A 14,816-nucleotide genomic window follows, 5' to 3' on the forward strand; every position below is an offset into this window, starting at 1 on the left:
CTAACCCTTGAATGATGGCTATTTTTTTGTGTGGCGTAAACTTAGTTCTAGGCATAATAAAATCCCCTTAAGATTGAGAGATGAATTATAGTTTTTCATCTGTCAACCTTAAGGGGACTATAGCAGTAATAACCGACCTTTAAGTAATTAAATTAATTAATCTTTATAAACCCATTCGTTACCATCACGCTTCAACAACTCGTCAGAAGCAGTTGGTCCCATGGTGCCTGGGCGATAATTAGGGAAGTCTGGGGTATGTTCATCCCAATACTTCTGGATGACGTCGACAAATTTCCATGAGTAAGCAACTTCTTGCCAGTGGGTGAAGTTGGTTGCATCACCATTTAAAGCGTCGTGTAATAAGCGTTCATACGCTTCGGGGCTATTGGCAGTTGCTTCGGAATCATGATCGTAATCCAATTGAATTGGGGTCGTGGCAAAGCCTTGACCCACACATTTCGCGTTCATCCGAAGTTCAAAGCCTTCAGTTGGTTCAACGTTAATGGTCAACACATTTGGTGCTAATTCGTTAGTTGAATCAGAGGCGTTGTCGTCATGATTGAAGATATTGACAACGGGCCGTTTGAAGACGATGTCGATGCGGGTAAACTTGTCCGCTAAGCGTTTCCCAGTCCGCACGTAGAACGGGACACCTGACCAACGGAAGTTATCGATCATCACTTTACCAGCCACGAATGTATCCGTGTTGGATTCTGGTGAAATCTTGTCTTCATCACGATAAGCTTTGACGTCGCCATCAGCCGCATATTGGCCACGAACGAAGTTATCAGCGACTTCTTCAGGTTTGTATGGTCGTAAGCTCCGTAATGCCTTGACCTTTTCGATATCGATGTCTTTTTCGGTAAATTCTACCGGCTGATCCATCGTGAGTAAGCTCAAGATTTGTAAAATGTGGTTTTGGACCATATCGCGTAGGGCACCACTGTTATCATAATAAACGGCCCGTTCTTCGACACCGAGTTTTTCGCTCAATGTGATTTGGACATTAGAGATGTAGCGGTTGTTCCACAATGATTCCCAAATATTGTTGCCAAAACGAATGGCCGAAATATTTTGAATCATTTCCTTACCTAAATAATGATCGATACGGTAAATTTGATTTTCATTGAAGGTCGCCGTAAGCGCATCGTTCAATTCTTTAGCACTTTCGAAGTCGTGACCAAAAGGCTTTTCGATGATGACCCGGTTAAAACCATTATCAGTCAAAATGTTTTCAGACTTCAAATGTTGTGCAATCGTGCCAAAGAAGTTTGGCGCCATGGCCAAATAGAAAATCCGATTCCCTTGTAACCCATACTGGGCGTCTAACTTTTCGGAGAGCCGTTTTAATGTCACGTAGTGTTGGGCATCCGTCACATCATGTGATTGGTAGTAAAAATGGCTAGCGAAGGCTTGAACGGTCTTAGCATCGGCATTTAAACTGGCCAACGAGTTTGCGATGATTTCATGATAGTGGTCATCACTCCATGGTCGCCGAGCAGTCCCGATAACGGCAAAATGGTCTTGTAAATACCCTTTTTGATAGAGTTTAAATAATGAAGGGTAGAGCTTGCGTTGGGCTAAGTCCCCAGTCCCACCAAAAATGGTGAACAAGGCGATTTTTTCTTTACTCATCAATTTCACTTCTTTACTAGAATATAGAATACTGGTTTAATTGGAATTTAAGTCAAAATTGTAAAAGTTACCATTACTAATATTAAGCAATTACCACCAACGGTCAATCATAAAGCACTTTTTTTAATGTTTGGGTGCCTTTTTTTCAGGATATTGCAGGCGTAATTCACGTTCCGTGGCGACATTTTGCAAGACTAACCCAATTCCTAGGGCCAAGGCTTGCATATTGATACTTTGTAGCCAAGCAATGTTGAAGAGTCCGCCACAAACTGAACCAATGAACAAAATGGTGAAGATTTCAATGCCAAACATTGAATAAAATCGTTGGGCAAATTGCCACGTCTCTTCATCTTTAATTGCTCGGCGTGACATATACCCGGCTAGTGAGCGCATCTTGGGCATCCGAATTTTTTGATAGATCCAGATGATTAAAATGACCAAAAAGCCAGGCGCCAAACCAAAACTGTTTGTTGCCATCACGCACCTCGCATTCATTAAATTAGCACTACCGACAGCGCTTTAATTTATTATAGCAATCATCAGGCGAACGTGTCGACTTTCGGTTTAAGAAAATGATAATTTGTTCGGGAATCGTCGGCTTATTTTGGCCGCTTTACTAGGTCCGCGGCGTTAGTCGGAGTATACTTAGAAATAATGTTTCCACAATAATCGGCAGGCAAATTTGAGTCAGGGAGGCTTTTTGAAATGACAACTTTTCGTGAAGAATCAGATACTTTAGGTCCCGTTCAAATTCCGGCGACCGCACTTTGGGGACCACAAACAGAGCGCAGTCGGCACAATTTTCCCCATGGGCCATTGATGCCCGTGCAGGTGATTCGGGCGTTGTTACAAATTAAGCAGGCGGCCGCAGAGGTCAATCAGGAATTGGCTACTTTGTCGCCAGCAAAATCGGTCGTCATCAGTCAGGCAGTTCGTCAGCTATTAGCACTCGATGATGCCGAATTGAGTGCTGACTTTCCGTTGCACGTTTACCAAACGGGTTCAGGCACGCAGACCAATATGAACGTCAATGAAGTTTTAGCGCATGTAGCCGCGACGATTGATCCAGCCACGCCAGTTTTGCCAAATGATGATATTAATCAATCACAAAGTTCTAACGATACGTTTCCAACGGCGATGAACATTGCTGCCACCGTCGCTTTGAAACCAGTGATGACGCAAATCCAGAATTTGATTGATGCGTTGACTGCCAAGCAGAAAAAATATTGGCGAACGGTCAAAATTGGCCGGACTCATCTGCAGGATGCGACGCCATTAACCTTTGGCCAAGAAGTCAGTGGCTGGATCAGTATGCTTGATCATGATTTGACCTATTTAAAGCAACTGACACCGACTCTGTTGGAATTACCAATTGGCGGGACCGCGGTGGGAACGGGGCTAAATACGCTCCCAACCTTTGCTGAGAAAGTGACGGCACAGTTGGCCGGTACTTATGGCCTGAAATTTGTTCCCGCTCAGAATAACTTTGCTGGTTTAGCGGCGCATTCTGGGCTCAACATCGTCCATGGTGCTTTGCGGACATTAGCGGCGGATTTAGTCAAAATTGGCAACGATATTCGTTTCTTGGCGAGTGGTCCACGGGCGGGCTATGGTGAATTGACGATTCCTGCCAACGAACCCGGTTCATCGATTATGCCGGGGAAGGTCAATCCAACCCAGATTGAAGCCCTCACGATGGCGGCGGCTCGGGTAATGGGGAACGATATGACCATCAACTTTGCAGCGAGCCAAGGCAACTTTGAAATGAATGTCTATAAACCGGTTATCATTGCGGCCTTTTTGGAGTCGGCCGATTTGTTAGCCGGAACGATCGACGGCTTCACAACAAAATTAGTGGCTGGGTTGACGGTGAACAAAGAACGGATGCGGGCACTAGTCGATCAGTCGTTGATGACGGTGACGGCGTTGTCGCCGCACATTGGGTATCATCAGGCGGCTGAGATTGCGCAATTGGCCGAAAAGGATGGCAGTACGTTACGCGCAGCGGCTTTGAAGAGTGGCTATGTGTCAGCAACGGATTTTGATAATTGGGTCGACCCGTTAAAAATGACGAATATTGAACGGGAAGACTAGGAAACTTTAGGTGAAATGAATGCAAAAGGAAGTTCGGTTACGGTGGTTATTGTTAGCAAATTTGCTCAATAACGCTGGGGCCGCGTTCATGTGGCCGCTAACGACGGTCTACATGCATAATTATTTGAAACAGACTTTAACGTTCTCAGGGACAGTTTTATTCTGTATGTCGCTGGCGATGATTTTAGGCAATTACGTTGGTGGTCGCTTATTTGACCGTTGGCGACCCTATTGGACGGCAATTTTAGGCGTCACAATTTCGACGATTACCTTAGCCACACTGATCTTTTGGCACAGTTTATTGCCGTACGCGGCGGGACTGATTATAGTGGGTTTTGGCGATGGGATTAGTATGACGGTCGTCAACGCCTATGCTGCCACGGTCACGAGTAAGTCCAACCGCTACGTGTTCAACATGCTCTATCTGGCGTTGAATGTTGGGGTCGTGATTGGAACGTTGTTGGTCGGTTACTTGTTGGATTTAGGTATCGATGTTGTCTTCATGGTGACCACCGCTTGTTACGTTGGCCTGTTCGGCATTGTCTTATCGACTTTTAACGTGTCATTGACGCCCGTGACGACGGCGAAGAAGTCGACTAAAAGCGTCACGACCGATACCACGTCTAAACGTAAACGACAATTGATTTGGTTAATTTGTTTGATGATCTTTACGATTTATTTAAGCTATGCTTTGTGGGAGAGCCTGTTATCAGTTCACATGACAAATTTGGGGATTCCATTCCGGCGGTATAGTGAGGTTTGGACGATTAATGGGTTGTTGATTATTTTGAGCCAGCCAATCGTGACGTTGTTTAACGAGCGTTTCAAGATCGGGACGCAGGTTGCATTTGGGATTACACTATTTGCGTTATCTTTCTTGGGGCTAGTTTTTGCGCGCCAATACGTTGACTTTATTATTATCATGGTCGTACTCACGATTGGGGAAGTGATTGGCTTACCAATCGTACCGGCCTGGGTCGACGATATGGCGGCGGTGGATCAGCGCGGCAAGTATCAGGGCCGTTTTAACATGGCACTTTCGATGGGCCGGGCCGTGGGACCATTGTTCGGTGGGATGATGGTCGCGCAGTTCTCTTATTCAGTTTTATTCATTGTGGTGACACTCATGATGTTGACGACACTCGGAATCGTCTTAGTTCGTGCCCGGCATGAAAAACTATTGAATGGTTAATTTTGACCGAATTTAAAAGCGTTGCAATTGCCAATCGACAATTGCAACGCTTTTTTGGCAAAAAAAAACGAGCCAGATTATGCTCGTTTCAAGGTTTAGTTGGTTAAAGCAGCTAAGCGTTCTTTCATAACGTTATAAATCCGTTCCGTATCAACGGAAGTGCCGCGCAATTCGTAATCAGCAATGAAGTCGGTGTCCAATTGTTCCGCGTAACGGCGAGCGGTCAAGCAATACTGCTCGTTAAAGTTACGGTTACCACTACCAACGACACCGATGCAAGCATTCGGATTTTGATCGTAGCTTAAATATTCACCGAGAACATTAGTCATCAATTCCTTGACCCCGTTGTCGATACCGTTGCCGCCGTCTAAGTAGGTTGGTACAAAGGCAAAGTAGGGCTTGGTCTCGATTTCAAAATCGGACTGTTCAGTGATCTCTTTTAACGTGATCAAAGGGTTGGTTTCGTCGGCTGCATGTTGTGTCTTGGCGTAGTCCTGCATGCCAGTGACAAATGAGCGGGTGTTCCCTTCGATTGAAATATAGATGATGTTGATAGTCGATTCACTCACAGTTGGTTCCTCATTTCTGTCTTAATTTGTATGTTAAGTCTACGCTGAGCGACACTGTTTTGCAACTAACGCACTCACGGTGTTTATGGGGCTTAAATGCTGTCTTCATAGTGTCTCAGCTAAAAAGGTCGACTGACCAATTTAACTAAAAATTAGGCACTGATCGAAATGACCAGTGCCTAATTCAAACTTACTTTTCAGAATCGTCATCATCATCAGTTGGCTGCGCAACGACTGGCGTTGCCCGACGACTGACTTCAAACCAATTGATATACGCATTTTCAAAGTCTAAGGCTTTAAAATCAAAATCTGCAATCTGGACGGTATCTCCAGCTTGGATCTTAGGAAAGTTATCCAAGATGTAGCCGGTTAAAGTGACGACGTCCGAATCCTCAAATTCTTGTAAATCTGTCTTGAAGAAACGTTCAAAATCGTAAAGTGTCATTTTACCGCTAATCCGAAAGTTCCCATTGGCTTGTTTTTCGACGTATTCGGTTGAAACATTGTCAATTTCATCATTAACAGTCCCAAAGAGTTCTTCGTAGATATCTTTATCGGTAACAATCCCACTAGTCCCACCGTATTCGTCAACAACGACGACGATTGGTGTTTGCTTGTCGATCATCTTTTGTAAGATGGCCTGGATGGGAGTCGTTTCAGGTATTGTAATGATATTCCGTAAGACTTTATTGACACGAATCTCATCATCAACTTCACCTTGACGAATCAAATCATAGTTGTAAACATAACCTAAAATCTTGTCTTTATCATTATTAGCCACAACCGGAAGACGACTGAACCGTTTTTGCAAATAGACGCGAATCGCTTGTTTAACCGTATCATTGATGTCGATGACGACTAATTGGGTTCGGTCGATCATGATATCTTTGGCGATTTTATCGTTAAATTCGAAAGCCCGTTCCATATACAAATAATCATCACGGTCTAATTGCCCGCCAGAAACCGCGTTCCGAGATAAGTTCAAAATTTCTGCTTGGGAGTACACATCATTGTCTTCATTCGCAACTGGAATGCCGAGCATTTTGACCACACCGGTCGAAGACGTATTGAGCAACCAAACAAACGGGTAAAAAATCACGTGGAACCAACGTAATGGCGTGGTAATGACGGCCATGACTTTTAATGGCATATCGATCGCAATGTTCTTAGGGACGATTTCGGTTAAAACGACTTCTAAGTAAGTCAGGATAAAGACCCCAAGCACGATACTGATCCCGCGGAGAATCGAAGTACTGATTGAAAGGTGAAAGACATCCAGCAATTGAAGCACAAAATGCTCGGTCGTTTGTTCACCAATCCAACCTAAAATGATTCCGGCCAATGAAACCCCAACTTGGGTCGTTGAGAGGTATTCATTGAGGTTTTGTACCATGTGCAGTGAAGTGGCGATCCGCTTGGAAGGTTTTTCACGCTTTTTCTGTTCTTCTTCGAGGGCGCTTGGTCGGGTCTGAACTAAAGCAAATTCACAGGCCACAAAGAAAGCGGCGACGCAGAACGTAATGACAATAATGACTAAATTTAATATTATCTGGCCACTGTCCAAAGAAACATTCCTCATTTCATATAATTAGTTACTTAAAGTATAACGCTGAGTAGCTATTATTATAAGGATTGTCACCATAATTTGCAATCAGAGAAAGAAGTTTAACGTTTACATGAAATGGTGCTAAACTAGAGGTAACTCAAGTTAAGGGAGATCTTTTGTGATGCCAGTAGAAACGAAAACTAAGATTCATGAGGATTCGAAGAAATTGGTTTATCAGGACAGCGATGTCAAAAAAGCGATGGATTTAATCCGCGCCAATGGCTATGTTACTAGAGAAGACTTCAATCAAATGGATGATGAAGATTGGGCCGAAGGGTTTGCTCAAAAAATTGAAGCCGCTTTCTCAAAAGTCGACGGTGAAGATCCATACATTTATTTCGAACAGTTTGATTTTAAGGGTGGCGACATTGATTCCATTATCTTCAACTTGGATGTTGTCGGTACTCGTGATCATGCGTTGGAATTATTGGCAGCCGCGATCCATCAAGAGGCTTACTAAAACTAATTTGTTATAGGGGGCTTGAACATGCGCCAGCACTTATTTGGTCGGTTAGACGACTTATATCCAGTTGCAATGCTCAAAAAGGCTCATCGCGAGGTGACGACCGTTTTGAACGCCCATTTAGTCATGAAGACTGATGTGGTTGAACACGATGATGATTATACGGTGACCGCTGAATTACCCGGTTATGATAAGGATGCGATTACGGTACGCTATGCTGACGACTGCTTGACGATTCGAGCAGCGCAACCGACGGATGGTCCAGACCGTGATGACGACGGTCGGATGTTGCATCGCGAACGCCCTGCTGAAGATTTAACACGCCGGTTCTGTTTCAAGAACGTGCTTAAAGATCAGATTCAGGCACACTATAATGATGGCTTACTCACTGTGACCTTACCAAAAAAGGTTGCGGATGATGCCGGCAAGATTACGATTCAGTAATCATTAATTCTAATAGACTGAAAAAAGGTGACCAATGAGTTGTAAAAAGCTCATTGATCACCTTTTGTGGTTATTTAGCGTTGTCGTCAGGGGTTGCTTCCGGCGCTTTATTTGCGGCGGAGATGCTCATTTGAATCGTCTTAGGACGATCCTTGAAGATGACGATGGTTCCTTTACCAAGGAAATCCTTCGGGCCGTCATAAGCCATTTCGTATTCGTTGGCAAAGGCGCCTTCTTTTTGTAACGTCATAAAGAAGATCTTGTGGTCTTCAAAGTCATCACTAAACATGATGGCCATGGTTGTATCGATGAGCAACTTTTCTTTACGCATTTCATTGAGCCGAGCCCATAACCCATCGATGACAGGTTGGGGAATAAGCTCTTTGACGTCATCGCCAGTGCGATGTTTCTTAGTCATTTCATACATTTTAAGGCACCACTTTTTCTATAAATTTAAATCGACCTTTAAATCATAACATACGTTTGGTGCTAGTTGGTTTAAATTGCCACTCTGGTTGGTCCAGAATTGGCTGGAACGTGGTGGCCGCGTTTGGAAGCCAAGTGCGGTCTACCACAAGACGGGGGTTATCTAAGTCGGAAAATCACCGACTAAGATAAACGACACCACTGAGCCAATTCTGACCCGCCCGACGTTAATTAATGGCTATTAATAAATTAGTGATTGATTATTTTTAGTTCAGTCATTTAGCAACCAACCGGCAGGCGGCAATTTTAACCAGCACCAAGTATATAACATATTCCGTTATTAATGCTATTTACAAGGAAATCTAGTTTACATGACTAGTTAATCTGTATATAATGATGGTAACGAGTTGAGGAGGGATTACCAATGGCAACGACAACGGAAACTTATGAAGATTGGCGGCATCGGATGAACAAGGTCATCTTGCCGAAATGGACCGAATTACCAAACTTTGATTTGTATATGGATCAAGTGTTATTACTCATTAATGAAACCTTACAGCCACTTGGAGTGGACGCAGTTACCGCAGCGATGATCAATAATTATGTGAAGCATAAGGTGATTTTGTCGCCGGTCAAGAAAAAGTATCAGATCATGCAATTGGCTGATATCATTGTGATCAGTTTGTTGAAGCCAAGTTATCCTTTAGACATGATTCGTCAGGGAATCGACCAAGTCACTGCAACTGGCTATCCAAAACGGGCTTATGATAGTTTCATCACGGCGCTCATTGACCGGCTGCATCACTTAGATGAACCGACCCGAGTTTCTGATCAAGACTTGAGTGGCAGCTTAACGACGGCAGCAGCTCAACTGATTGTGGATAAATTAAGAACCGATGAATTGTTGCGGTTAAATCAAGCTCAAACGCAACCAACGCAAATTGAAAAGTAAATTTTAGACTAAGAGACTTATTGACTGATAACTAAATTTTGGTCAGGGTCTCTTTTTTAGTTGCCGGAAGCTATTTGGTTTAGTATGATTAAAGGGTATTATAATCGATTGCAAGCAATTGAATCAGAATGCAGGTAAGTCTTTTTCCCCACTAAAAGTTAGTGAGGTTTATTTACCTTGAGAAAGAGTGAATGACATGAAGGTATTTATCAGTGACGACCAAGAACAACAACGTCTCTGGTTAACCGACATCATCACCGCCCAGCTTGATGAATTAGGTTTTAATTACGAGTTGGCATCAGTCTGGCAACCTGATGATGTGTTAGATGCGGTGAAGAAGACCAGTGGACCGAATATCTATTTTTTAGATATCGTCTTAAAGCAGGCGACCAACGGGATCGAATTGGCTTCCAAGATTCGAGACTATGATCCAGACGGCTTTATTGTGTACGTTTCTGTGCGTGAAGATATGATGCCAGAGACGTTAAATGCCATGACAACGCCGACTGGGTTCATTTCTAAAATGGATTTGTTTAACCGCGAAAAATTTGCACCGCATGTTCGCGAAGTCCTAGAAGTCATCAAGAAGCGACTAGGAACGCTAAATGAGGCGCCAGAGCCAACTTTGAATTTACACAGTGGCGCGTTATTATTAAAGCTAAAGCTTAAGGATATCGTGTATTGTGAAAAAGTTCATGGCTTGCGGACGGCGCGCATTGTGACTGAAAACCAGGGTTATTTAGTGCATAAGAACTTGAGTACGATCAAGGAACAACTTGTCAGTGGCCATTTTTTCAACGATTTCCAGAGCTACGCACTTAATTTAGATAAGATCGTCACGGTTAATTTTAATAAAGGACTTGTGACCATGACCAATGGTGACGCTTTATCCTTTAGCCGCGGGACAATCAAAAAATTACGTGCCTATTATCAAACTCAGGAATAGGATGATTAAATGATAACGGATGCACAATTAACGGCCATTAAAACGTATGCTTTACAGCGGTTGGCGCAGGATCGTAGTGGTCATGGCACTGACCATTTACAACGGGTCGTGCAATTAGCAACGCGCTTGGCTAAGGCGGAACACGCTGATTTAACGCTGACCCAAGCGGCAGCGTGGTTACATGATGTGATTGATGATAAATTGATGGCAGACCCGATTAAGGCACATCAAGCTTTGGCCGATCAATTGACGGCGATTCACGTCACGCCAGCTGATCAGGTGGCAATTTTTGATATTATCGACCACATGTCGTTTAGCAAATCATTAGCTGGTGCGCAACGATTGTCATTGGCTGGCCAAATTGTGCAAGATGCGGATCGGTTAGATGCCATCGGGGCGATTGGGATTGCGCGGGCGTTATATTATTCTGGACATGTTGGTGAAAAGATCTATGATCCAGCCGTGGCACCTCGTGAAAATATGACTAAAGCGCAGTATCGCCAAGAACCGGGGACTGCGATTAATCATTTCTATGAAAAGCTATTTAAACTAGAAGATCTGATGAATACTGAAACGGCCAAAGAATTGGCGCACCAACGCACCCAAGTGATGCGGGACTTTGTGGCACAATTTAAGGCGGAATGGGCCGCTGATGACCATTAGGACTAGGCTAAGCCGGTTTGTTAGTTGAACTTAGTTAATAAAAGGACGTAAAAAAGGTGTTTTGGCGAAAAATCCAAAACACCTTTTTTATCGTTGCGGTAATAATTTGATGACTAACATCAAGATGACTGAAACGACTAGTGAGTAAGTTAAAATCATGGCGACCGTAACCCCAAAAGACATGACGGCTTTCATAAAGACGACTGTATAAGGTTTAAAAATTGTGAAAATTACAGTCATGGCTGTTAAAAGGATGAGCATGGTCGTGAGCCCCAGTGAACTATTCTGGTAGTCTGCCGGACTCAAATCAAAGCCACCTAGTACGATTAAAATAGTTAGTAAAAGTAGTAATAGCAATTGCCACCAACCACCGAAATTAGTCGTTAAGGCAGTCCAACTCCCAGTCCAATCCGGGTCAAAGGGATGATCAGCCAGCTTGAAGATGGCTTGGGCTAGTCCAGGATAAAGCAACGCGTCCAGCCCAAGCAAACTAGCGGTACAGCCAAAAATTGGGGCAACGCCAATGAACAAGTTGCCAACGTTTTGATAAACACTGGCTTGTCGCCAATTATGGTTTACGTAGCCCAGTGCTAAGTCGTCGTCCGCGCCATTTGCTTGATTTAAATGGGGCAACTTTAAGAGCCGAACCGATTGGATGCTGTGATGAAAAATGACGGCCATAATCAAGTGACTGAGTTCATGAATGATGATGCCTAAGCAGCCGAGATAAACTTGGCTGTTCATGCCATAGCGGTCAACGAGACTGGCTTTGGACTGGCGGTTGACGAGCGTCAAAATCCAAGCAAACAGTGCCGGCAATCCGAGCAGACTCAACAAGACGATTAAGAGGTTCTCGATAAATTGTGCCAAAGGCTTACTCCGTTATTTCGCCAAAGGTTCCGTGGACAAGTTTGCGCAGATCTTCGGCATTGATTTCAATTGAGCGGCCGATTTTACCGGATGACACTAAGATTTGACCTTGTTTTTTGGCGCTGTCATTGAGATAGATTGGAAATTTCTTAGTTTCCCAAATGCCGACTGGGGTGTTGGCACCGTGTTCATATCCGGTGGTGCGTTCCAAGTCCTTCAATGGAATCATGCCAACTTTTTTATTGCCAGATAGTTTAGCGAGCTTTTTATAGCTCAGATGTTCATCAATTGGTAAGACACCAACCAATGGGCCGGTTTTATTGCCAGTAAGGGCTAGTGTTTTATAAATATGGTGTTCATCGACGCCGAGGTGATCAACTTGTAATTGTTCGACATCACCTTCTGTTTTGGTTGGAAATTCGTACTGTTGATAACTAATATTGGCTTTATCTAAAATTTTCTCGACTAAGGTTTTGCCTAAGCCGTCGTTTTTTTTGCGCTTTTTTGACATATTTTTCATCCTCACAATATAAAATATACGTTCCAATTTTTAAAATGGACCGGTGCAATTCACTCAACGGCCTTAATTTCTGCTATACTCTAGGTAAGAAATTAAAGTAGGGGAGGAATCGTGATGGCAGATTTAGTTTATCAACAAGTGATCACTGACTTGAACAAACGTATCATGGCCAATGAATTTGCTGATAAAAAATTACCAGATGAGCGTAGCCTCAGTGAACAGTACCAAGTGAGCCGGAGTTCCATCAAACGCGCCTTGAATGTACTGGCTAATCAAGGTTTGATTTTCAAAAAGCGGGGTTCGGGAACGTTCATCAATCCATTATATCTTAAAAATCAGTCTTCATTTAAGTACGAAGGGACTAACTTAGGGATTACGGACAGTTTGAATACTGAAGGCGCTCAACCTAGTATTCAATTATTAGACTTTCAGGTCATTCCTGCAAGTCAAGAGTTGCAACAAGACCTATTTTTGGCGCCTGATGAATTTGTTTATGAAATTAAACGGTTGCGATTACTCGATGACCAGCCATTTATGATCGAAGTCGGCTATATTCCAATTAAATTAGTGCCAGAACTCAATCGGCAGGTGGTTAGCAAGTCCATCTTTACTTATGTGCAAGAGTCATTGAAGTCGGCAGTCACAAAATCGTTTTTGTCGATTTCAGCGGATGCCTCAACTGCCGAAGACCAAAAATTGTTAGGCTTGAAGCCAACGGAACCAGTTGGTGTGATGAGCGGAATCTTCTTCTTGGACGATGGGACGCCCTTTGAAGTGTCTAACATGCGGCTACATTATAAATATATGAAATACACGACATTTGTTTCTACTGAGCAGTAACGGAAATTCGGATAGTCGGTGCTTGCCGCCGACCGGTCGGGTTCGCTGAGGCTGGAACGTGGTGGGCACAGTTGTGAGCCAAAGGGCGGTCTCACAAGCCGGCCTTTGACTAAGCCGCCGGAAGATCACCGCCAGCTAAGTCAAATTTCACCACTGAGCCTCAGCGGACCCGACCTCACGGCTAGATTGACGGTTAATTTTGCTGTTTGGGTTTGAGACCTAAATGGTGAAAAGGTTTAGTTCAGCAGCAGTTCTTTTGGGGCTGAGGTCGTTATTTTTAACAGTGGATAGTTGTTTTTTTTAAGTAGAATTAGTCTAGCATCATGGTACTTTTTGACTTAAACTTTAGTTAGGAATACTGAATGAGCATCATATTAAGGTTGCTTGCTTTGGGTTTCAGTAGGTTGTCTGAGTAAGCAATTTTTTGTTATCAAATAATGATAGCGCTTCATTCAGTGGACTTAGTCTAATTGTCGTCGGATTCGTTGATTAGCGTAGGGGGGGCGGGATGAGGCTCAGTGGTGAAATTTTTCTTAGCTGGGTGGGCTTGCCAGCTTAGAAAAAGCACGGCTTGTGAGACCGCTTTGTGGCTCACAACCGTGGCCACCACGTTCCAGCCTCATCCGGGCCACCCGGAGCGGCAATTAAAGTAAATCAAAATGTGAGAAGGAAGTTTACAAAATGGCATTAATTAGATTGAATTTTATGGCACAATCCTTGCATCGGACTGTGCCGCTACTCGTTTGCTTACCAACTGATAAAGTGGATGCGCAAGGGCAGACCCCGACTGGACCATTCAAAACCTTGTATTTGTTGCATGGTATGTTAGGTAGTGAAGTTGATTGGGTCTCTGGCACGCGCATTCAACGCTGGTCTGACGAACGTAATTTGGCGGTTGTGATGCCAGCCGGTGAAAATGGTTTTTACACTGATCACAACTGGTCAACGGACCTATACAGTCAATTTATTGGTCAAGAATTAGTCGCGTTTACGCGGCGGACGTTCCCACTATCGATAAAGCGTGAGGACACTTTTATTGGCGGTCTTTCAATGGGCGGCTATGGGGCATTATACAACGGGTTACGGTTCCATCAAACTTTTGGGGCCATTATCATGCTCTCGGCGGGGCTATTAGTTGGACCAGGTATGGAAAAATTACCGGCTAAACCTGCTTGGTTCGCTGAAACAGCGGCTTATCAACATCATGTCTTTGGCTCAGATTTGGCGGCTGTTAGTCAGTCCGACTTGAATCCAAAAGTGTTGATTGAACGACTACAAGCTGAACACGCAACCTTACCAGCGATTTATATGGCGATTGGGAACGATGATGACTTAAAACCGGTCAATGACGACTTTGATCAATTCTTGACGCAACATCAAGTTGAGCATGTCTACGAAACGGGTGCTGGAAACCATGAATGGGATTTCTGGGATCGCTATTTATTACGGGCGCTGGATTGGCTGCCACTGGATTCAAAAGTATCAGGGCTAAATTCAGGCCATATCAATTAAAAAAATAGTAAGCAGTAAATAAGATGACGTATTTTATGGTCTCCATATTCTTGATATCCTTAGGTTATCAAAGTTATGGAGGTT

General features: G+C 43.7%; 16 protein-coding genes. 9 read left to right on the top strand and 7 right to left on the bottom strand.

From position 1 onward, the window contains the following. Positions 1–156: 156 nt before the first annotated feature. Together zwf and FFM70_RS13275 are read right to left on the bottom strand one after the other, a co-directional pair. On the bottom strand, positions 157–1,635 hold the full coding sequence (gene zwf, locus FFM70_RS13270) for a glucose-6-phosphate dehydrogenase (RefSeq protein WP_137617324.1): 1,479 nt from the start codon (positions 1,633–1,635) through the stop codon (positions 157–159). A 123-nt stretch (positions 1,636–1,758) separates the two neighbouring features. Next, complete coding sequence (locus FFM70_RS13275; protein ID WP_137617325.1) at positions 1,759–2,112, bottom strand: SdpI family protein; 354 nt, start codon at positions 2,110–2,112, stop codon at positions 1,759–1,761. Between the two features lie 228 nt (positions 2,113–2,340). On the opposite strand from FFM70_RS13275, the gene FFM70_RS13280 reads away from it, so the two are divergent. Then, complete coding sequence (locus FFM70_RS13280; RefSeq protein ID WP_137617326.1) at positions 2,341–3,729, top strand: class II fumarate hydratase; 1,389 nt, start codon at positions 2,341–2,343, stop codon at positions 3,727–3,729. A 19-nt stretch (positions 3,730–3,748) separates the two neighbouring features. Continuing rightward, entirely contained in the window at positions 3,749–4,921 is a 1,173-nt protein-coding gene (locus FFM70_RS13285; protein WP_137617327.1) for an MDR family MFS transporter, read from the top strand. 95 nt (positions 4,922–5,016) lie between these two features. Here the strand turns inward: FFM70_RS13285 and nrdI are convergent, their stop codons facing one another. After that, complete coding sequence (nrdI, locus tag FFM70_RS13290; RefSeq protein WP_137617328.1) at positions 5,017–5,490, bottom strand: class Ib ribonucleoside-diphosphate reductase assembly flavoprotein NrdI; 474 nt, start codon at positions 5,488–5,490, stop codon at positions 5,017–5,019. Between the two features lie 190 nt (positions 5,491–5,680). Further along, the gene (locus tag FFM70_RS13295) at positions 5,681–7,054 is read right to left on the bottom strand and encodes a hemolysin family protein (protein WP_137617329.1); all 1,374 of its coding nucleotides are present in this window, start codon (positions 7,052–7,054) and stop codon (positions 5,681–5,683) included. Between the two features lie 160 nt (positions 7,055–7,214). Here FFM70_RS13295 and FFM70_RS13300 point away from each other — a divergent pair, with 160 nt between their 5' ends. Then, positions 7,215–7,556, top strand: a complete 342-nt coding sequence (locus tag FFM70_RS13300; RefSeq protein ID WP_137617330.1) for a hypothetical protein — start codon at positions 7,215–7,217, stop codon at positions 7,554–7,556. Positions 7,557–7,583: 27 nt separating this feature from the next. Continuing rightward, entirely contained in the window at positions 7,584–8,003 is a 420-nt protein-coding gene (locus FFM70_RS13305) for an Hsp20/alpha crystallin family protein (protein ID WP_137617331.1), read from the top strand. A 70-nt stretch (positions 8,004–8,073) separates the two neighbouring features. Here the strand turns inward: FFM70_RS13305 and FFM70_RS13310 are convergent, their stop codons facing one another. After that, complete coding sequence (locus tag FFM70_RS13310) at positions 8,074–8,430, bottom strand: hypothetical protein (RefSeq protein WP_137617332.1); 357 nt, start codon at positions 8,428–8,430, stop codon at positions 8,074–8,076. 423 nt (positions 8,431–8,853) lie between these two features. Between FFM70_RS13310 and FFM70_RS13315 the strand changes: the two genes are divergently transcribed. The 3 genes from FFM70_RS13315 (at position 8,854) to FFM70_RS13325 (ending at position 10,990) form a co-directional block, all read left to right on the top strand. Further along, on the top strand, positions 8,854–9,381 hold the full coding sequence (locus tag FFM70_RS13315) for a DUF1836 domain-containing protein (protein ID WP_137617333.1): 528 nt from the start codon (positions 8,854–8,856) through the stop codon (positions 9,379–9,381). Positions 9,382–9,577: 196 nt separating this feature from the next. Continuing rightward, a complete protein-coding gene (locus tag FFM70_RS13320) occupies positions 9,578–10,327 on the top strand; it encodes a response regulator transcription factor (RefSeq protein WP_137617334.1) in 750 nt (249 codons plus the stop codon). A gap of 9 nt (positions 10,328–10,336) precedes the next feature. Next, a complete protein-coding gene (locus FFM70_RS13325; RefSeq protein ID WP_137617335.1) occupies positions 10,337–10,990 on the top strand; it encodes an HD domain-containing protein in 654 nt (217 codons plus the stop codon). 87 nt (positions 10,991–11,077) lie between these two features. Here FFM70_RS13325 and FFM70_RS13330 read toward each other — a convergent pair whose 3' ends face one another. Together FFM70_RS13330 and ybaK are read right to left on the bottom strand one after the other, a co-directional pair. Next, entirely contained in the window at positions 11,078–11,860 is a 783-nt protein-coding gene (locus tag FFM70_RS13330; RefSeq protein ID WP_137617336.1) for a hypothetical protein, read from the bottom strand. A 4-nt stretch (positions 11,861–11,864) separates the two neighbouring features. Further along, on the bottom strand, positions 11,865–12,371 hold the full coding sequence (gene ybaK, locus FFM70_RS13335) for a Cys-tRNA(Pro) deacylase (RefSeq protein WP_137617337.1): 507 nt from the start codon (positions 12,369–12,371) through the stop codon (positions 11,865–11,867). Between the two features lie 123 nt (positions 12,372–12,494). On the opposite strand from ybaK, the gene FFM70_RS13340 reads away from it, so the two are divergent. Next, positions 12,495–13,220 (top strand): GntR family transcriptional regulator, encoded by a 726-nt coding sequence (locus FFM70_RS13340; protein ID WP_137617338.1) that lies wholly within the window; start codon positions 12,495–12,497, stop codon positions 13,218–13,220. A gap of 681 nt (positions 13,221–13,901) precedes the next feature. Continuing rightward, positions 13,902–14,732: an alpha/beta hydrolase gene (locus tag FFM70_RS13345; RefSeq protein ID WP_137617339.1), complete on the top strand. Its 831-nt coding sequence runs from the start codon at positions 13,902–13,904 to the stop codon at positions 14,730–14,732. The last annotated feature ends 84 nt before the right edge of the window (positions 14,733–14,816 follow it).

The organism is Lactiplantibacillus nangangensis, from assembly GCF_005405065.1.
Taxonomy (GTDB): domain Bacteria; phylum Bacillota; class Bacilli; order Lactobacillales; family Lactobacillaceae; genus Lactiplantibacillus; species Lactiplantibacillus nangangensis.